At 43.5% G+C, this 20,567-nt stretch carries 17 protein-coding genes and 1 pseudogene; 5 read left to right on the top strand and 13 right to left on the bottom strand.

What is annotated here, in order from left to right; genetic code table 11:
- The first annotated feature begins 26 nt into the window (after positions 1-26).
- Positions 27-857, top strand: coding sequence for a hypothetical protein (locus tag PseudUWO310_RS09040; RefSeq protein ID WP_190315960.1), 831 nt, complete (start codon positions 27-29; stop codon positions 855-857).
- A 221-nt stretch (positions 858-1,078) separates the two neighbouring features.
- On the top strand, positions 1,079-1,369 hold the full coding sequence (locus tag PseudUWO310_RS09045; RefSeq protein ID WP_142600337.1) for a hypothetical protein: 291 nt from the start codon (positions 1,079-1,081) through the stop codon (positions 1,367-1,369).
- Between the two features lie 299 nt (positions 1,370-1,668).
- On the opposite strand, the gene PseudUWO310_RS09050 is transcribed toward PseudUWO310_RS09045, so the two are convergent.
- The gene (locus PseudUWO310_RS09050) at positions 1,669-3,555 is read right to left on the bottom strand and encodes an AAA family ATPase (protein WP_223805590.1); all 1,887 of its coding nucleotides are present in this window, start codon (positions 3,553-3,555) and stop codon (positions 1,669-1,671) included.
- 313 nt (positions 3,556-3,868) lie between these two features.
- Here PseudUWO310_RS09050 and PseudUWO310_RS09055 point away from each other — a divergent pair, with 313 nt between their 5' ends.
- Complete coding sequence (locus PseudUWO310_RS09055; protein WP_142600338.1) at positions 3,869-4,291, top strand: gamma-glutamylcyclotransferase; 423 nt, start codon at positions 3,869-3,871, stop codon at positions 4,289-4,291.
- A 120-nt stretch (positions 4,292-4,411) separates the two neighbouring features.
- Here PseudUWO310_RS09055 and acsF read toward each other — a convergent pair whose 3' ends face one another.
- The 12 genes and pseudogenes from acsF to PseudUWO310_RS09110 all read right to left on the bottom strand — a co-directional run bounded on the left by acsF (position 4,412) and on the right by PseudUWO310_RS09110 (position 18,246).
- Positions 4,412-5,488: a magnesium-protoporphyrin IX monomethyl ester (oxidative) cyclase gene (acsF, locus tag PseudUWO310_RS09060; RefSeq protein ID WP_142600339.1), complete on the bottom strand. Its 1,077-nt coding sequence runs from the start codon at positions 5,486-5,488 to the stop codon at positions 4,412-4,414.
- Positions 5,489-5,703: 215 nt separating this feature from the next.
- A complete protein-coding gene (locus PseudUWO310_RS09065; RefSeq protein WP_142600340.1) occupies positions 5,704-6,141 on the bottom strand; it encodes a bacteriohemerythrin in 438 nt (145 codons plus the stop codon).
- Positions 6,142-6,189: 48 nt separating this feature from the next.
- Positions 6,190-7,590 carry an oxygen-independent coproporphyrinogen III oxidase gene (hemN, locus tag PseudUWO310_RS09070; RefSeq protein ID WP_142600341.1) on the bottom strand — a complete coding sequence of 467 codons (1,401 nt, stop codon included), beginning with the start codon at positions 7,588-7,590 and terminating at the stop codon, positions 6,190-6,192.
- A 299-nt stretch (positions 7,591-7,889) separates the two neighbouring features.
- Positions 7,890-8,618, bottom strand: a complete 729-nt coding sequence (locus PseudUWO310_RS09075; RefSeq protein WP_142600342.1) for a heme oxygenase (biliverdin-producing) — start codon at positions 8,616-8,618, stop codon at positions 7,890-7,892.
- A 157-nt stretch (positions 8,619-8,775) separates the two neighbouring features.
- Positions 8,776-10,506, bottom strand: coding sequence for an ABC transporter permease (locus PseudUWO310_RS09080; RefSeq protein ID WP_142600343.1), 1,731 nt, complete (start codon positions 10,504-10,506; stop codon positions 8,776-8,778).
- Positions 10,507-10,568: 62 nt separating this feature from the next.
- Complete coding sequence (locus PseudUWO310_RS09085; protein WP_142600344.1) at positions 10,569-11,912, bottom strand: nitrate/sulfonate/bicarbonate ABC transporter ATP-binding protein; 1,344 nt, start codon at positions 11,910-11,912, stop codon at positions 10,569-10,571.
- 128 nt (positions 11,913-12,040) lie between these two features.
- Positions 12,041-12,175: a DUF3226 domain-containing protein gene (locus tag PseudUWO310_RS23905; RefSeq protein WP_411729037.1), complete on the bottom strand. Its 135-nt coding sequence runs from the start codon at positions 12,173-12,175 to the stop codon at positions 12,041-12,043.
- Positions 12,176-12,231: 56 nt separating this feature from the next.
- A pseudogene (locus tag PseudUWO310_RS23910) lies at positions 12,232-12,378 on the bottom strand (DUF3226 domain-containing protein); the annotation flags it as partial.
- Positions 12,379-12,381: 3 nt separating this feature from the next.
- Positions 12,382-13,452 (bottom strand): AAA family ATPase, encoded by a 1,071-nt coding sequence (locus PseudUWO310_RS09095; RefSeq protein WP_142600345.1) that lies wholly within the window; start codon positions 13,450-13,452, stop codon positions 12,382-12,384.
- A 107-nt stretch (positions 13,453-13,559) separates the two neighbouring features.
- A complete protein-coding gene (locus PseudUWO310_RS09100; RefSeq protein ID WP_142600346.1) occupies positions 13,560-14,132 on the bottom strand; it encodes a pentapeptide repeat-containing protein in 573 nt (190 codons plus the stop codon).
- 209 nt (positions 14,133-14,341) lie between these two features.
- The gene (gene metH, locus PseudUWO310_RS09105) at positions 14,342-17,905 is read right to left on the bottom strand and encodes a methionine synthase (protein ID WP_142600347.1); all 3,564 of its coding nucleotides are present in this window, start codon (positions 17,903-17,905) and stop codon (positions 14,342-14,344) included.
- A 47-nt stretch (positions 17,906-17,952) separates the two neighbouring features.
- The gene (locus PseudUWO310_RS09110) at positions 17,953-18,246 is read right to left on the bottom strand and encodes a Uma2 family endonuclease (RefSeq protein WP_223805592.1); all 294 of its coding nucleotides are present in this window, start codon (positions 18,244-18,246) and stop codon (positions 17,953-17,955) included.
- 87 nt (positions 18,247-18,333) lie between these two features.
- On the opposite strand from PseudUWO310_RS09110, the gene tnpC reads away from it, so the two are divergent.
- Together tnpC and PseudUWO310_RS09120 are read left to right on the top strand one after the other, a co-directional pair.
- Positions 18,334-19,689, top strand: a complete 1,356-nt coding sequence (gene tnpC / locus PseudUWO310_RS09115) for an IS66 family transposase (protein WP_142600349.1) — start codon at positions 18,334-18,336, stop codon at positions 19,687-19,689.
- 122 nt (positions 19,690-19,811) lie between these two features.
- Positions 19,812-20,567: transposase (locus PseudUWO310_RS09120; RefSeq protein WP_142600350.1), on the top strand; the 756-nt coding region annotated here is incomplete at its 3' end.

The following is a 20,567-nucleotide window of genomic DNA, read 5'->3' on the forward strand; positions in this document are numbered from 1 at the left end:
GTAACAGAGCTGTAACAACTAAGACGGTGGCAAAATATATGAGAGCCGATCTAGAAAGGTTATTAATTTCAGAAGCAGAATTGTTGGAATTGACAGGCTTTCCTTGCCAGCAAATTTTACAGCAACCTAAGTTAACGCCAAAACAGGTGCAGATCCAACGTACGATCGCTTTGGCAATTATGGTAATTAACTTCATTTCCTTTACAAGCGTTTTTTTACCCCCGTTACGGATTGCGGGAATTATTTTGCTGATCAGCTTAGTCTTGGGGATGTTGAGTCTAGCGATCGAGTTTGCGGAAGTGACGATGCTATTTTCTTTGGTTGGTTTTGGTGCAGCAATCTATTCCCTTTATGTTTTGACTGGAGCCCCCTTAGGCGTAGTGTTGTTATGTCTTGGCTTAGCTATTGTCAGTGGAATTTTGGCTTTATTACTGATGCGATTGATTGTGCAACAATGGCAAGAAAATAAAAATCGTCAGCGACAGAAGGGGATTCCCCTAACGGTTTTACGCTTATTTAAGGAAGTTGAAAAGTGTAATCAAACAATTCGACATATTGATGTCTTCGATCGCCTGCAAGATGCGGGTAATCCCATTAAATTAGAGTCTAGAGAATTGGCGATCGCCGCTTTACGGATGACTCGTAATGATATTGTGAGAGCGCTCAAAACCGAGCGGATTTTACGAGAACATCCTGAATTTCATCCTGATCGCTTTGACATTGATTTGAATGCTTTTACGGCGATCTCGATCAACGAACGGGCTAAGGAATATGGACAGATTTTTAATACGACCTTACAAATTGCGATCGATGTGCAAAAAGCCATGTCTGAGTTACAGGAATTTATTTCAAACTAAGGCTATTCCTACAGCAATTTTCGATCAAAAGAACCACAAGAAAATTCTTACAAGTGTTGTTTCGCAACACTTGTAAGAATTTTCTTGGTTTGGATTTGAGCGCAAAGCGCTGTAAGTAAGAGCGGCGTTTTACAACTCGCCAAACTAGAATAACTAATGGGTCGCGAATAGAACCATCGCTGTGGCTATGAGATAAACTGAAGTTAGAGTAGGAAAATATTATGAATGCTGAAAAAAAACAAATCGACACTTTAGATGAAAGTGAACTATTTCGATTAGGGGGGAAAAAATCAAACTTGGTAATCGTGCCTGCGGAAATTAAATACCAACATATTAAGATTGAAGACTTCGATAAGCCCGTCCCCGCGATCGCTTATAACGGTGGTATCTACAGCCTATTTCGCGCTAGCAATAATTGGTCAGAAGTAGAGAAATTGACTAGTCGCCTTTCTGCCGATTACATAATTACAGTTATTCCCAAAGGTTGGGCAATTTGGGTATTTGAGTATTAAGGACTAAGTAGCTAAGTAGCTAGGCATAAGTAAACTTAAAACCTAGAAGAGCGTACCGCCCGCTACGCGGGCGGTACGCTCTCTGGTTTTGGGTTTTAATTATGCCTAGCTACTTATACCAATTCACGAAAGTGTGACAACACTTTTGTGAATTAAACACCAAACCCAGTAAGGTTTTGAGATTCCCAAAATGGCGTTGCCATTTTGGGAATTGGTATTATTAACTAAACGTCAGTTCGGGTTAAAACTCAAAAGCCAAGTGACAGCGCTGTCACTTGGCTTTTGAGTTTTATGAGCAATTAATTGCGCTGGGATATTAATTCGGCAAAAGCCTGCTCAAAATCTTCATGCGTAATCTGTAAATCTGCTAACAAACTCACAGCACTGCGTTGATGACGACGTATCGCAAAGATCGCCGCCCGATTGCTAAGAAAGGCTAGATCAGCTCCATTCCAGTTCTCAGTCTTTTCTGCCCAAAATTGGAGATCGAGACTAGCGGCTAGGGGGCGATCACGATTATGCACTGCCAAAATGGAACTGCGGCTATCGGGATCGGGCAGGTCTACGAGCAGATGTAGTTCGATGCGTCCCGATCGCAGCAAGGCGGGATCGATGAAATCGCGCCGATTGGTTGCCGCAATCACCAATAACCCTTCCGTTGATTGCAAGCCATCGAGTTCTGTGAGTAACTGACCGATGACGCGATCGCTCACTCCACTATCGCCTTGATAGCTACCTCTAGCGGGTGCAAGGGTATCGATTTCATCAATAAAAATTACACAGGGAGAGGCTTGACGGGCTTGGGCAAATAACTGTCTGATCGCTTGCTCGGAAGCTCCTACCCATTTAGTCAATAGTTCCGAACCTGCAACGGCAATAAAATTTGCTTGCGCTTGGGTGGCGATCGCTTTGGCGAGCAAGGTTTTGCCCGTTCCAGGAGGACCATAGAGCAGTACCCCACGGGTCGCCTTAGCACGGGTATGGGCATATAGGGCGGGATCGACTAAAGCCCCTGCTACAGCTTCTTGCAGAGTTTGCTTTACCTTCGCGAGTCCGCCAATTTCCGACCATTGGACTTTAGGAACCTGAATTTGCAGCGATCGCAAGACCGCAGGTTTGATTTGTTTCAGCGCCACCTCAAAATCTTCGCGATCGACATCTAGACGATCGGGAATTTCCGTAAGACTAGCTACCTGCCGCCGCAAAGCATTAGTTGCAGCGGCTTGGCAGAGTCCCTTAATATCCGCGCCCACATAACCATGAGCACGATCCGCAATATCATCTAAATCAACATCCCCAGTCAAAGGCATCGATCGCGTATGAATGGAGAGAATCTCCCGACGCGCAGAGCGATCGGGTACAGGAAAAACGATCTCGCGATCGAATCTTCCCGAACGACGGAGAGCAGGATCGATCGCATCGGGGCGATTGGTTGCCGCTAACACAATTACCCCCTTGGTTTCGGCAAACCCATCCATTAAGCCCAACAACTGAGCCACTAAGCGCTTTTCCACCTCTCCTTCCACATTTGCTCGATTGGGAACGAGGGCATCGATTTCATCAATGAAAATTAAACAGGGAGAAAACTTGACGGCTTTTTCAAAAATTTGGCGCAAGCGAGTTTCTGCTTCACCATAGTATTTACTAAGGATTTCAGGCGCGACGATCGCCATGTAATTTACGCCCAAGGTATGGGCTAGCGATCGCGCGGTTAGGGTTTTGCCCGTGCCTGAGGAGCCAACTAATAAAACGCCCTTGGGCGCGTCTAATCCCAACTTAGCCAAAATATCAGGACGTTTGAGAGGAATTTCGACCAGATCCCGAAGCTGCGCTAAAATATCGCCTAAACCACCGACTAATTCAGCGATCGCTTGCGGCTTTTCGTTGGTGGGGCTATCCTTTTCGGGCTTAACGATATCAGGAGAAGCAACTTCGAGATCGCTACCCGATACGGTAGTAACGCGAGAGCGAGGAATATTACCGCGTCGGGGGATGCTGGATAGTGGGCGAGAGGTGACGTTTACTTCTGTACGAATTTCGCCAGATTGCTGCTTTTCTTCTAGTTTTTGAGCAAGATCGATGAGTTGATCGAGGTTTAGTAACTGCTTGACATCATCTACTAGAGATTCTAAACCCTCTACCTTAAAAGCAAATTTGTCCTTAAAACTATCTCTATCATTGCTCATCGATGCTATTTCCTATCGATCTAGACGATCGATCTCTTGATGATTTTGGGCGAGGTGACTATATTCTATGTTAGCGTTATTCTATGTTAGCGTTGATTTTAATGCTGATTGAGGGGCGATCGCATCAGCATAAAGTAGAAGCAAGTTTTGGCTTTATACCAATTCACAAAAGCGTTGTCACACTTTTGTGAATTCAAAACCAAACCCAGCAAGGGTTTTCAAAGCTCAAAATGGCTACGCCATTTTGAGCTTTGAAAACTCTTACTGGGTAGCTACAAGCAGCTACAAACGCGACAATTTTTCAGGCAGCACAATGACAGCAGATATTTCAATTCCCAAACTATGCCATGTTTTTGTCTATGGCACTCTCAAACCCAATGAAGAGAATTATGCTCAATATTGTGCAGGTAAAACGATCGCTGAGCAACAGGCGATCGCCTATGGGGAATTGTTTTCTCTGCCGATGGGTTATCCTGCGATGATTTTGGGCGATCGGCAAATTCATGGTTACTTACTTTCCTTCGCGGAGGCTAGCATCTTAGAATCCCTTGACGATCTAGAAGATTATCAAAGCGATCGTGATGCCTCTGAGAATGCCTATAATCGCTATGAGATAGAAACTTTTGATTTAGAAGGAAATTTGCTCACCTCGGCATGGGCATATTTCATGACCTTGGAGCAAATCACCAAATTTGGCGGTGTCCCTCAACTTAGTGGATGTTGGACTGGGTGGTAATTATAGCAGTCGCCAAGTGTAAACCCCAAGAATTGACTGGCGGCGCATAGCGCCGCCAGTCAATTCTTGGGGTTTGAGTTGTCCTAAGTGAAGAGACTGCGGCGCTATGCGCCGCTTTTTTTAACGAACTTTACCCCGTTGTGACTCAGCGTCAATAGGCTTGAGCAGATATACCAATAGCAACTGCCAGAAAATCGCGATGAAGAGCGGCATCTTTTGGAGTTTTTTAATCCATTGGGGGCGATCGCTATGATCAATTGCCATCAGCTTGAAATTGTAATCAACACATTTCTCTAATCGGGGGAAAAATTCGGGATGACTAGTATCCAGTACCGCAGGAAACGCACTAATGGCGGTATTGTTGGTGTTAATGACCACTTGCTTGTTATATTCACGCGCATCTAAGCCAATGGATTTATAAAAATCCGCCCGTTCAAATACGGTGATAGTATGGGTGGCAAATACGGTTAACAAAAAGAAACGCGCCCATAGTTTCGCTTTCCATGTCCCCCATAGCGCTGGTTGCGATCGCAATAAAACCTTAAAGAAATCGCCATGACGATTCTCATCTTGGCACCAACTTTCAAAATACTTAAAGAGAGGATAGAACTGATTTTCTGGATGCTCCTGTAAATGATAGTGAACGAGAATATAGCGCCAGTAGCCAATTTTTTCTGACAAATAGACAGAATAGATCACCCATTCAGGTTTAAAAAAGGTATAACTCCGCTTCTTGGTCATATTGACCAAATCCAGCGATAGATGGAAATCCTTCATCGCCTTATTGAGAAAACCCGCATGGCGAGCTTCATCCCTTGCCATCAAGTTAAAGGCTTCCGCTAAGAGAGGGCGGCGATCGCTAAGTTGACGCGATAGCTCTTTAAACAGAAGAAAGCCCGAAAATTCTGAGGTGCAAGAGCGTTCAAGAAAATCAATAAAAGCCGCGCGAGTTTCACCATCGATATGTTCCCAAGACTGCAAGAACTCATCATCACGTTTGTAGTGATAGCGATTGTAATCCGTGCGCAGCTCTTCGACCACGGCTTCTAGTTCAGCCTGCTGGGAAGAGATATCCATTTTGGCGACAGCATCATAGTCCGTGGTGTAAAACCTTGGTGTTAGTAGAGTTTCTTTAACAGGAACCTTAATGCCATCGCGCAGAAGTTCAGGTTCAGGGCGAGATTGAATGGAAACCATAGTATTAAATTATGAAAGTATTAAAGTATTAATTTGCGATCAAGATTTAGTTGTCATTTTGGAAATCGCAAAACCTTACTGGGTTTGTTTGTTAAGTAGCTAAGAGTAAACTTAAAACCTAGAGGAGCGTACCGCCCGCGTAGCGGGCGGTACGCTTTCTGGCTTTGGGGTTTAATTATGCCGAACTACTTAATTCACTGAAGTGTTGGCTCACTTCAGTGAATCGGTATTACAGCACTTTTTTGGAGAAAATGAATCATTTTTCTATCTTCGCCTTTAATATGATGTGACAACCAGTCCGTGAGAAATTGAGTGATGTCGGTAGTGATGGTTACTGTGTGGCAATCGCGCATTTGCAGTAATAAACTATCAACGACAGAGAGTAGACGATCGTGGTTTTGTTTATGGCGATCGTAGTCGGGATAGTCCATTGCCATCATTAGCGCCTCTTCCGATTGGAAATGTTCGATGGTGTGAGTTGCCAGATATTCCAGCAACTCTTGCAATCGATAAATACTTTCCCGCGCAACTACAGCCTCATGGAGTGCATTCACAATCTCAAAGATTTGCTGATGCTGTCTGTCAACCTGTAAATTGCCAGTGAGGTATTTCTCTTGCCAACAAGCGATCGGGTTCGTTAAAGTAGTAGTCATGGACTTGCGTGAGGGAATAAGGGAAATGGAGATTTTAGGGTTACCGATTTAAATCGATTGCGAGAATTTACCCTTCTCGTTTTTAGTGAGATAGCGATCGAATACCGAGGCAATATTACGGATGAGCAATCTTCCCGCAGGTTTAACTTCAATCCGATCCTGTCTCAATTCAATTAAGCCATCAGCCTCTAATTGGCGCAGTTTCAAACGTTCTGGAGCGAAGTATTTACCAAAATCGCGATCGCAGGTTAAGTGATATTTTGCTTCAATCTCTTGCTGGGATAATTCAAATTGACACATTAATTCCATAATGATGGAACGGCGCAAGATATCATCGGCATTGAGGGTGACTCCGCGTTCAATGGGTAGTTTCCCTGCATCGATCGCTTTATAAAAGTCCTGTATTCCCTTGTGATTCTGGGTATAAACATTTTGCAGCATACTGATCGAAGTCATGCCAAAGCCAAGGAGGTCGGACTCAGGTTTGGTAGTATAACCCTGAAAATTCCGATGCAGATTTCCTTCCCGCTGAGCGATCGCCAATTCATCATCGGGTTTGGCAAAGTGATCCATACCGATGAACACATAACCATGACGGGTTAAAACTTCAATCGTCATTTCCATGATTTGCAGTTTATCTTCGGGAGAAGGCAAGGTTTCTGGAGAAATCTTCTTCTTTTGTAAGGGCTTCAACCAAGGCACATAGGCAAAATTAAATACGGCAATGCGATCGGGATCGAGGGCGATCGTTTTTTCTAAGGTTTCATGGAATGTCTCTAAGGTTTGATAGGGCAATCCATAGATCAGATCGACATTCACCCCTTCAAAGCCGACCTCACGCATCCATTGCATTCCCTCAAAAAGCATAGTTTCGGGCTGAATGCGATTAACCGCTTCTTGCACTTGGGGATTAAAATCTTGGATACCGAAACTAATACGATTAAAACCCAGATTCCTTAATCCTTGCAAATATTCCTTAGTTAGCGATCGCGGATTGACTTCAATAGATATTTCCGCATCTTGGGCAAAGGTAAAATGACTGTGCAAACAATCCCATAAACGTTCCACTTGATCAAAGGAAAAATAATTGGGCGTACCACCACCCCAATGCATTTGCTGGACGAGGCGATCGCGATTTACCGTCGCGGCAACTTGGGCAATGTGGCGCGTGAGGTAATCTAAATAAGGCTCCGCAATTTCCTTACGCGGACTAATTACGGTATTGCAGCCACAGAAGTAGCAGGGAGCGTCACAAAAGGGAATATGGGCATAGAGGGATAGGGGGGTGTTTTGTAAATTCCCCAAGGCGATCGCGCCCCGAAAATCAAGGGAATTAAAATCTTCGCTGAGTTCCGTTGCGGGTGGATAGCTAGTATATCGGGGTACGGGTTGATTGTATTTATGTAATAAATTAAGATCGAATTTAACTGTTTGCGATAATTTGCTCATCAACTCAATCTCTATATTTTTTATACTATTTTTATATACTCCCTTCCCACCACAGAAATAGACATACAAAACCAAGAATTAGCATTGCGGCGCGAAGCGCCGCAATGTCTAATTTTTTGCTGGGAAGGGAGTAGCAGTCCTAAATCATTTGTAGATTTTTGGGTTTGTGGAAGTGCCAAAAAAGGGGGTTACTTCCACAAACTATTTAGGATTGCTATATTGGTTATGCCAATCTTAAAAAAGGCAATGCCATTGTGAGAATCTCGAAAGCTTAAGGGGATGGTTTTCGCTAATTTGTATCAAGCCGCATGGCTGTGACGCTCGGTGCTGCCGACCCGATCCTGCTTGGTGAGTAGTTCAAAGATATGGGGATCGAGTACGGCTCGGAGATCGGCTTCTAACTCGTTGACCACATTTCGATTGAGCGTAAAGGCGTAGTTTGCCTCGGCAACAATTCTCAAGATCGTTTCCTCATCCACAGAAAGATCGTCTAAAGTTTGGCGATACTTCTCTTTAAAAATTCTCTTTGCCTCAATACTTGGCAATTGCTCAAACTCATAGAAGTCCGTACCGCGATCGCTTGGTAAATCCAGAGCCGAACGGATAATATGTTTCAAAGCTTGCCCACCCGAAAGATCGCCCATGTAACGCGTGTAGGAATGGGCAATTAAACAGGCAGGATCGGTCTGGGAGAGTTCAAGAATGCGATTAACATAAACCTGTCCAGCCGCCAATGGAACAATTTGCGATCGCCAGTCTTCGCCATAATAAAAAGCCAAATCCCATTCTAAGCTCGACTGGCGATCGAGTTCTGGGAAGTACATTTGACCGACGATCGGATGATGTAAATGATGTTTTAATTCTGCTTCAAGCGCACTATACACGAGATAAAGATTAGCTAATAGTTTTCTAAAGGGAACGACTTCGACAATCCCCTTTAAAAAGCACTTCATAAATGCAGTATTCTCGGCAGCAGTATGCGATTGTTTTGTGCCTTCGCGTAGACGGGTAGCTAGGTAACTAGTCATCGGCATTTACTTGCTTAACTTCATGCCTGCATCCTAATCCTTATACCTATATATAATGTCAAGCAAAGTTTTGTATCGCAACGAAATAGCTACAGCGCTTTGCGCTCAAATCCAAGAAGAGAATGCATTGCATTCTCTTCTGTTGCCAAGCGATCGCCTAAACGATCAGTTGATATTTCACCTGAGCCAAGCGATAGAGAGGTCGCCATACTAGGCGATTAGTTGTGACCACCAGTAGCGACATCACAATAGTGGAAGCCAATAGCAGTGGAAAGTCTCCCACATCAGAAGCCTGAGTAATCGTCGATCCCAGCCCCGTTGCTGTCAGGATCTTACCTTGGAATTTAATATATTCCCCAGCAATACTGGCATTCCATGCACCTCCAACCGCTGTAATAATCCCAGTTACCAAGTAGGGGAAAATTCCTGGCAAAATCAGCGTTCGCCAGCGCTCTAATGATGAGAGTTTGTAAACCCTTGCCGCCTCAAATAGTTCTGAAGGAATGGCTTGCGCTCCTGCAATTACATTAAAGAGGATATACCACATACTTCCTAAGGTCATCAGAATGACAGCACCAATATCCAAACCACCCCCAAAATTTGCTAAACCCAATAATAGAATTGGAAATAGAGCCGTCGCAGGAACTGAAGCCGCAATCTGAACTATTGGTTGCAAAAACTGAGCTAGTTTCGGACTCCGACCAATCGTTACGCCAATAGGAACCGTAATCAGGAGGGAGAGAATCAGTACCACTAATACGCGAATGGAAGTAAATGCGGCTCCGAGAATCACCTGTTGCCAAGAACTCAAGGGCATTTTACTGAGCAACAGTATCGCTTCTAAGGTTCCACCTAAAACTAAAAATCCTACGGCTCCCAATAAAATCCAATTTAACCAATTCGTCCATTTAGAATTCCTATGGCTAGCACTCGGAGAACTTTGCACTTTACTACTAAATCCGCGATTAAAAGCCTCAGAAACAGGCATAAATAGCCGTTCGCTGACGATGCGCATCGTAGGCGATCGCCTCAGAAAGTCTAATATCCGCGATTCTGGCACTTGAGTTGCCTCGACGGTCTCATACTTAAACTTTTCGGCCCAAGCAATCATTGGTCGCCAAATCACATAATCGATAATCGTAATAATACCGATGAGAACGATAATCCCCCAAAAAATTGCCCAATTATCACCTTTATCTGCGGCAGCTTTGAGAAATGCACCCAATCCGGGAAGCGTAAAATTGCGATCGGAGAGGGTAAAAGATTCCGTTTGCATCAAAAAGAACCATCCCCCCGCCACTGACATCACACTATTCCAAACCAAGCCCACTACCCCTGAAGGCAATTCCAAAGTCCAAAACCTCTGCCAAGCTGAGAGGCGATAAACTTGACTGGCTTCAATTAGTTCTTGAGGAATGCTATTTAGGGATTGATAAAAGCTGAAGGTCATATTCCAAGTCATCCCCGTGAAGATGAGTAAAATCGACGCTAGCTCGATCCCCAATCTTTGTCCAGGAAATAGCCCAACCAAAGCGAGGACTACCGCAGGCAAAAACGATAGGACGGGAATAGACTGAAGAATATCTAGTAATGGAACCAGTACTTTTGCCCATGTCGCTGACCGATAGGCTACATAGGCATAAACTAGGGTGAAAACCAGTGACAAACCATAGGCAGCTAGCATTCGCACCAAGGTTTGCAAAGCATAGGTTGGTAAAAATGAAAGTGATAGATTAATGACATAGTCACTATCGTAAGTGCCCGTAAATTTACTGGCCGTCTGAACGATAATGAAGATCAAGGAGATAATCGCTAAGGGGAGTAAAACATCGCCAATACTCCAACGCGAACGAAATTCTGCCTTGGGATCGATAGTGGGTTGATACATAAGCAATCCTGACTAAAAAATGGGCTAGATAGATAAGGCTAGATAGATAAATTAATGGAGTTCTATTCAGACTCTTCAGATTCAGTTACATTCTCTTCAATAAAGATTTCACCCGATGGTTCGTCATAGCTATATAGCTCAGCATAGCGTCCCCAATCCATAGCCGTTCTGAGTTGCCGTTGCGCTTCTTTACTGGTGAAATAATTTTCTAGAATATCAAGTACCAATTCCTCAGAAATTCGATGATTGCGTTTGGCTTGCAATAGCTGACAAATTTGTTGTACTAGACGAATGTGTTGCTGTAGCGATTCCCGAATGATTGCTTTTCGCTCGTCAATACTACTATTAATGAATTTCTCGCCCCTCTGCGCTAGTTGAATGTCACCTTCAGTAATCGCAACTAGATCCATTAACTTACTAGCTTCAACAATTGGTAATAAGTCATCAACTTCCAATAGAAGTTCTTGAGCAAGGCGATATAAATCTTTTTCCTGCCGTCCTTCCAGAAGTTCCAACAAACCAGCAACCGAACCAATGCGTACATGGGGTAAGGATTGATATTTCTGTGAAGCAGGTGGCTTGGGTGTAGAAGTTGTGGTTGCAGCTTGGGATGAACTGTCTGGGAGATCGGGATTAGTCAGAATTTTATAAACCTGATCGACTAAAGCCTGAAACTCTGGACTCTTGCGATCGCGATAATGGGGCAACTTAATCGGTAAATCGGCGCGAATCCGCCCTGGATTGCGACCTAACACAATAACGCGATCGGCTAGGGTCACCGCCTCTTCGATCCCGTGGGTCACGATTAAAATTGATTTAGTAGGAATGCGCTTTTCTAACCACAAATCGAGCAATTCAAATCGTAAGTTCTCGGCAGTCAGGACATCTAAAGCTGAGAACGGTTCATCCATACATAAAAGTTCGGGCTCTACCGCCAAAGCTCTCGCAAAACCAACCCTCTGCCGCATTCCACCAGAGAGTTCCTTAGGATAAGCATTTTCAAAGCCATCTAAGCCGATTACGTCGATCATGCGAAGGGCTTTTTGGATGCGCGTGTCCTTTGCCTCACCTTTAGCTTTTAAGCCTAGTTCCACATTTTCAAGAACGGTTAACCAAGGATAAAGGGCAAAATTTTGAAAAACGATCGCGACTCCAGGATTTAAACCCATCAATTGGCGATTGTAATACAATACTTTGCCGCTAGAGGGTGGAATCAAGCCTGCAATCATTCGCATCAATGTTGATTTGCCAGAGCCCGATGGACCTAGCAATGCAATAATTTCACCGACTTGCAACTGGCAGTTAATATTTTCAATAATCGATATAGTCTGCCCATTGGGTTGTAAGTAAGACTTCCCAAGATTCTCTAAAGCTATAAAGCTATTTTTTTCGACGTTTTGAACCATAATATTATCTGTGCAGGTATTCTAAGCTACATAGATAGGGAAGTTTTCGCTACCCAACCCAATACATTATCAGCTAATAGGGAGCATAATTAGAACTACTTAGAACTACTTGCGTTTAGACTTACCGCTTACAGCCCATACAAATCCCTAAACCATTTCACAAATTTCTGAGCATTGGGATGTTTGGGATCAAGCACTGTTTCTTTAACCGCTTGATGTAATTGTCGTCCTGGGGGATCTTGCCAAGCGAACCAAGTGTAAATATTACTCCAAGTTGAGACAGAGAAGACTCTTTTAAGCGAGTTTTAAGCTGATTTAATAATTTGGCATATCCTCCACATGGATGAATATGAGGAATGAGAGGATCATCTAGAGTCCATATCACCCCATTTTTTTCAATTAACTCAGGGATTACCCGTTTATCGTCATCTCCTTCCACAAGCAAGAGCCTTGTTTTTGTACTCATGACCTAGCGCACCTCGATCCCTTCTTCAGCAGCGATCGCAATTTGTCGCTCTGTGAAAACAATACTGTGTGGCTTACCTTTTTCAATTCGATGAATGGTAATCCCATCTTCGCTAGGATTTTCAGCATTGGCAATATCCGCTAAACTCTTCCAGCAATCATTACTATGAGTCGTCGCAAAAATCTGTACGTTAAGGCGTTTTGCTGTTTCCCAGAGCATTTTCCACATGTCAACCATTACTGTAAAGTGTAGCCCCGTATCAATTTCATCCACCAATAAAACTCCATCTTTCGCATTGACAATAGCTAAAGCAAGTCCTAAAATCCTCCACATTCCATCACCCATACTACCAATTGGTATACGTTGAGGCTCGTCAGTAAGTTGAATGATAAATCCACTATGAGATCCTTCATACCGATATTTACCAGAACTAACATTTGCAATTCGTTTGATACGATGCTCAATTATTTTTAATGCCTCTATGACAAGATCTTCTTCTGGTGTAATCACTATGCGCTCAAACAACTCGATCATTTGTTCAGACGAGAAAGAAGATGAATTTACAAACCGAGTTTTTGGTGGCAATCTACTAAAACTTTTCTCCCAATTAGCCTTTCTTTGTGAGTCAATAATAATAATTCCATCTTGAGAAATTGGCATCCATAAGCTTGTATTTTGAACTCTATTTTCTACATCATCCCAATGTAAGATATATAGTTCAGGAGATCCATTATCTCTATTCTTCTGCCCCTTAAGAAGGGTTTGTTCCAATTTGCCAGTGTAATCTGTACCAATAATCGAAATCTGATCGCCTTCATCTATTTTGTGATTGTAGAAAAGATGACGAATAGCAAGATGAGTATCAGTATTTTCATTAATATATTCACTTCGATCAACAGCGATATCACTCAATATTGCATGATTTGTCGGTAAAGCAATTAATAACTGAATAGCCTCTAAAATAGAAGTTTTGCCACTATTGTTAGTACCAACTATGAGATTTAACCTGCCAAGTTGCTGCATCTCAAAGGATGGAAAGCAACGGAAATTTTCGATTTTGAGGGACTTTAGCATAATTGGTTACTAGGCAGAAAAATAATTATATGTAGGATGGGTTAGCGATCGCGTAACCCATCATCTTTAACTATATAGATGCGTTACGTTACACTCATAGATTATGATTACAGACCATCAAAAATATAATTGTGTATAATTTTATTAGACACAAGTAATGTCTTTAGGTCAATATTATTCAGCGTAGTCTCTTCTATAAAAGTGCTTGAAAAGTCTACTTCTTCAATGCGACCTATATCTAATGTAGACCCTACTAGATTTGCTTTATTTAGGTTAACTTTAGCGAGACTCCCTCCAAAAAAACACAATTGAACTAGACTAGCCGTACTTAAATTGATCTCTTGCATATCCACATTAATAAATGTAGCTTGATCAAGAGTACTTTTTTTCATGTTTGATATATGAAAAGAGACATTAGTAAGACTAGCCTTGAATAGATTTGCCTCCCTTAAATTACAATTCTCGAACAATACTTTTTCCATTTGGACATCTTCAAAGCTAACTTTACTTAAGTTAGATCCAACAAAACTAGTTCTAGATATCTGAGCAGCAGCCAAAACAGATTCACTTAGGTCTATCTTTTTAAGACTAACATTGCCTAGCATGATCCCTTCTAAATATAACCCACTGAAATCTCTACGACCAGATTCATATTGCTCTAAAAATTCTTCATTATCCATAGCAGTATTTCTTTTTTGCAGTTTTCAAGGTTAGAATTGCCAACAAAATACAAGGAATAGCTAACATTAGATAAATTATGGGTATCAATAAAAAATGAATAAGATAGCTTGCAATTGAGGCGATCATATTCTTTTTATTGATAGAAACTCTGTCTAGAGATCGTTCCAGTCCCATCACAGATTTAAAAATAGTTTCTCTAGAATCACCTTTAAGCGCTGAAGTATTTAGCAGTAGGATGATGCACGATTAACGCAGTCGTTGACTGCTCAGGATAGAGTTGTTCGCTCTCATCCATTTCTAAACCAACACGCTTAGCATCGAGCAGATCGAGAAGCTTGTACTGATCCTGCATATTCGGACAGGCGGGATAGCCGAAACTATAGCGAGAGCCATGATAACGCTGGGCAAGAATATCGCGGATATTATCGGGATCTTCTGCACCAAAGCCGAGTTCATGACGAATGCGCGTATGTGTCCATTCCGCCACAGCTTCCGCCATCTGCACCGCTAGACCATGAAAATAGAGGTAATCGGTATATTGATTCGCCTTGAATAGTCCTTGAGCAAATTCAGTCGCAATATGACCGACGGTAACCGCTTGTAGGGGCAAGACATCAATAATTCCTGATTCCTTGGGTGAAAAGAAATCGGCGATACAGAGACGACGCTGAGACTTTTGGCGAGGGAACACAAAGGAGGTGATTGGCTCAGCATTCTTGATGTTGGCGATATCTTGAGGATCGTAAACATAGACCGTATTTCCTTCCGCTAGGACGGGGAAATAGCCATAGACTGAGGTTGGTGCTAATAGTTTCTCATTAATGATCCGTTCCTTCCATGTATGCAGAATTGGATAAACGGTTTCCAGTAAAAATTGGTCGTATTCCTCGCGAGATTGTCCTTGGGGCTTACGGAATTGCCATTGACCTGCAAAGAGCGCTTGCAAATCGAGATTCCAAAATAGTTCCTCAATGGGAATATCTGCACCTTGGAGAATCTTCGTTCCCCAGAAGGGAGGCGTAGGACGGTAGATATCGGTAACAACTGCATCAGATCGCACAATATCTAAATACCGTTCCGCAAGCGCCGCTTCTTTTTTCGCCTTATCCTCAGCCGCAGTCGTCGTACTTTCCGCCGTATCCGCTACCTCATCAAGGGCGAGATTTTCATCCAAGAACCCTTTGCCATCTTCCCATTTGCCCTCAGCCTTGGCGGGCATATATTTGTCCATGAAGTTCAGGTCAGAGAAGGCATCTTTACCATAGATCACCTTGCCGTTATAGACATTCTGACAGTCGTTATAGACAAATTTGGGTGTGAGCGCTGCGCCGCCGAGAATGACAGGAACTGTAATGCCACGATTGTTAAATTCCTGCAAGTTGTCTTTCATGAAGGCAGTGGATTTAACCAATAAACCACTCATGGCAATACAGTCCGCTTTGCATTCTTCATAGGCTTGAATGATATTCTCCACCGATTGCTTGATGCCAATATTAACGACTTTGTAGCCATTATTAGAGAGAATGATATCGACGAGGTTTTTGCCAATATCATGGACATCGCCCTTTACCGTCGCGATCAGGAATACACCTTTATTAGAACCTTCCGCTTTTTCCATGAACTTCTCTAGGAAAGCAACTGCCGATTTCATAGTTTCGGCGGATTGCAGCACAAAGGGAAGTTGCATCTGTCCTGAGCCGAAGAGTTCACCCACAACTTTCATACCATCGAGCAGGAATTGATTGATAATTACGAGCGGCTCATAGTTTTTCAGAGCTTCAGTGAGCGCGTCATCTAAACCAATGCGATCGCCATCAATAATATGATTTTTGAGCTTCTCCTCAATTGTGAGATTGTCATCAACAACTTTAACGCGCTTTGCCGAAACCCCTTCAAATAGCTTCGTATATTCGCCAAGGGGATCGTAGGTGCAGATATCACCATCAAACTGACGCTGATCGAAGATGAGTTGACGGGCTACTTCTAATTCTCTTTCAGGAATGCGGTTAAGCGGCACGATCTTACTAGCATGAACGATCGATGAATCCATACCGACTTTCATCGCTTCATGCAAAAACACCGAGTTCAGAACAATGCGAGAAGCAGGATTTAGACCAAAGGAAACATTGGAAACACCAAGTAATACATGGGTTTCGGGCATCGCTTCCTTGATGCGGCGAATTGATTCAATGGTAGCAGCAGCATTCTGGCGATCCTCTTCGATCCCTGTGGAAATCGGCAAGGCAAGCGTATCAAAGAAGATCTCACTAGCGGGCATTCCTAATTCTTCCGTTGCCTGTTTGTAAGCGCGGGAAGCGATCGCAAATTTTTTGTCGGCAGTTCTTGCCATGCCCTCTTCATCGATCGTACCGATGACGATTCCCGCGCCATATTGTTTGGCGAGGCTTACGACTTTGCAGAAGCGTTCCTCACCATCCTCATAGTTAGTGGAGTTGAGAATGCATTTACCACCCGCCACCTTTAACCCTGCTTCCATCTTTTCCCATTCGGTGGAATCGAGCATCAGCGGCAAAGTCACGTTAGTGACGAGGCGCGATACCAGTTCATGCATATCCCGCACGCCATCGCGTCCCACATAGTCCACGTTGACATCGAGAACATGTGCGCCTTCCTTAACTTGCGATCGCGCGATCGCCACTAGCCCATCCCAATCCTCAGCATTGAGCAAATCACGAGTCTTCTTAGAGCCGCTAGCATTTAATCTTTCACCAACAATCAGGAAAGAATTGTCTTGAATATAGGGCTGAGAGCTATAAATGGAAGCAGCGGAAGGAACAACTAGAGGTTCGCGTTTTTTCGGTTTGAGGGTCTTGGCAGCATCGGCTAAAGCCTTGATGTGGGCTGGTCTTGTGCCACAGCAACCACCGATAATCTGTACGCCTAAATCTTCGACAAAATGCGCTAGATGTCCTTTGAGATCATCGGGAGTGAGGCGATAAAAAGCTTGTCCACCCACATTTTCAGGCAGACCTGCATTGGGCACACAGGACACCACAAAGGGCGAATGGGCGCTCAAATATTGGATATGCTCTTTCATCAGGTCGGGACCCGTGGCGCAGTTCAGCCCTAAGATGTCGATGGGATAGGGTTCGAGAATGGTCACGACTGCGGAAATGTCGGAGCCGACGAGCATTGTGCCTGTGGTTTCCATCGTTACCGAAACCATCACAGGAATACGGGGTTTGCCCTCGGCGGTTTTCTTGTCAAAAAATTCAGCGATCGCATTGAGCGCGACCTTAATTTGCAGGACATCCTGACAGGTTTCAATTAATAATAAATCTGCACCGCCATCGTACAGCCCTTCAATCTGCTCGATAAAGGACTGCTTCATCGTATCAAAATCAATATGCAGCAGAGTCGGCAACTTGGTGGTTGGACCGATCGATCCTGCCACAAAACGGGGTTTCTCAGGGGTGGAAAATTCGGCAGCTACGGACTTGGCTAATTCTGTTGCTTTTTTGCTGAGTTCGTAGGCTAAATGCCCCAAATTATATTCATTCAAAACGATCGATGTACCGCCAAAGGTATCCGTCTCGATCACATCGGCTCCCGCTGCCAAAAAGTCGCGATGCACTGTCGCCACTGCTTCAGGTTTCGTCATCACCAGATACTCGTTGCAACCCTCATACTCTGCGCCGCCAAAGTCTTCGGCAGTGAGGTTTTGGACTTGCAAATTTGTACCCATCGCACCATCAAAGACAATGACGGGGCGATCGCTGCTGTGAAGACGTTCCAGAAACAGGCTGGTCATTTGATCTATACCCTAAGCTAACAAAGTGACTCTAGTTGCCCATTATATCAAACTATATCAAGCAGAACGTCTTCATAAAACTGCTTGATCGTTGCTTGAAATCCTAAACTTGCAAATTCCACTACTTCCCCTTGACCGAAGGGAAATAGTTCCCATCGATTTTCAGCATTACGTCGAAAAACATCTACTTGGATAGAACTCTGCTCGATCAAAACATATTCTTGCAATGTTTCAATCTGGCGATATTCAGCAAATTTTTCACCACGATCGCGACTTGCTGTAGATGATGGAGAAAGTACTTCGATAATCAGTTTGGGGAATTGCTTGCGATCATTAGGGATGCGATCGCGGGAATCACAGGTAACAAATCTGGTAATTGCTCAACGCAGGGAAATTGACAAAAAGGCAAAAGCTGATAAATTAAAGGAATGAAGGAACTACCCAACCTAAAAGAACTAACAGACGAGGCAAAAGAAGCCTTGATAGTCAAGTTATGGGAAGAACTACAAAAATTACAGAAACAGCTAGAGAAGAAACCAAAGAAGACTTCAAAGAACTCAAGCTTGCCACCAGCCAAAGGATTTAAAGCAGAGATCAATAGTCCAGAAGAAATAGAAGGCAAACGAGCAGGAAGTATAGGTAGAGACGGAGGTGGTCGTCAACTGAGTGAAAATCCAGACCAAACAATTAAAGCAAGCGGAAAAAGTTGTGTAGAATGCGGGAAAGAGATCACCGAATCAATGCAGGTATTACTGGAAAGATATGACAAGATCGATATACCGCCAATCAAGCCCATCGTAACCAGAATCGAAAGGTATGGATGCAAGTGTGAGCATTGTGGGCAGGAACAAATAGCAACAGTACCTGTAGGCATGGAAGCAGGTAGCCCCTTTGGAGATCGAATCGCGGCGCTAGTGACAACGATGAGGTACAGTCACGGGATAAGCTATGGACGAATGCAGCAAATGCTAAGCGAAGTATTTGGCTTAGAGATATCAGAAGGAGCAATCGCCAATCTCTTAACAAGGGTAAAGGCAAGAATAGAGTCAGAAGTCACAGAAATACTCCAAACGCTCAAAACATCTCGTCTAGTATGCAGTGACGAAACTAGTGCAAGGGTAAACGGCAAGAATCAATGGGAATGGGTATTTCAAAACGAGCAAGTATGTTTTCATATCATCCGACCTTCTAGAGGTGCAAATGTCATCACCGAAGTAATGGCTGAGCATCAACCAGAGGTATGGGTGTCAGATTTGTTTAGCGCCCAAACGAGCAATCCAGCGACAGCATGGCAAGTTTGTCTTGCCCATCAACTTAGAGATTGTCAATATGGAATTGATGCAGGAGACCATATTTTCTCTGGCAGGATGAAAAAGCTACTGCTACGAGCTTTTGTACTGCGAAGGCGATGGTCGGATTTAGCTGACTCTACCCGTTATCAATATCGATGTCGATTGTATCGAGACCTTGACAGTATTCTTGCTCTGTTACCCACTCAAGAAGATGGTCTCAGATTAAAGAAGCGATATCTGGAGTTACGAGAAAACTTATTCCTGTTTTTGGATGACTCTAGCATCCCACCAACCAATAACTCTAGCGAACAGGCTTTGCGTTGGAGTGTCATTTTTAGAAAAGTTACGAATGGTTTTCGCTCCGATTGGGGGCGTGACTTATTTGCGGCTGTTCGTTCCATTGTCAACACGGGAAAAAGACAAGGCTTTTCTGCTTTTGAGTCTATTCTTATCGCTTTGAATCCTCTCAAATCATTGCTTCCTATAGGTTGAGCAGTTGCCAAATTTGTTAACAGCCTATAGCTTACCTGAGATCTTGCACCATTCAAGAAAAGGGGTTGCAGAAAGAGCAAAGATGTGAAAAAAAGGGCGTAGTAGTAAATTAATAAACGATTATGGAAAGCATCGTTAAGCACGCCCAAGGGCTAGTGTATAGCCTAATTTGTCTGATGCCAAGTGTGTATCAAAAAGCAAGTCTGAATGCAATACTGGGACTATTCCTCGAAGCACAAGGACATCCCTATCCAGAACATACAGAGGTAAAATCAGCTAGTGCCCTAAGCCGATTTCTCAATCACTATAACTGGTCAACGAGAGGGTTAATTCGGTCAACAAGGCAGGCCATATTGGGACAAATCGCCAAGCATCGTCCATCGAAGAGAGTGCCATTAAAGATACTGATAGACTTGACCACCCTAGAAAAATGCGGCAAGTTTTTACATTTGAGTAATCCGACCAAAGATGAACCTGACCCATGGGTAAGAATACTAAACGGCAAGCGCGGACTACATCTGGTTGTACTTTATCTGGTCTATGGAGAGTGGCGTGTACCATGGAGTTTTAGAGTATGGCGTGGTAAAGGATACCCCAGTCCCTCTGACTTAGCTTGTAAGTTGTTGCGGACAGTCCCCAAGCAACTAACCCAAGGCATGACTGTGATTGTGCTTGCTGATACTGAGTTTAGTAAGGTGAAGTTTTTCAATGCTGTCCGCGCCAAGTCTTGGCGTATTGTTGTTGGTGTACGCAACAATCGTCATCTTCAAGATGGACGTACCGTCAAACAACTTTATCGTCATGGCAAACGTGGACAACAAGTTTTTCTAGAAGGGCTAACTCAGCCTTTGACGATTTCTTGGTTCTGGCTCAAAAGA

This window comes from Pseudanabaena sp. UWO310, from assembly GCF_006861605.1.
Taxonomy (GTDB): domain Bacteria; phylum Cyanobacteriota; class Cyanobacteriia; order Pseudanabaenales; family Pseudanabaenaceae; genus Pseudanabaena.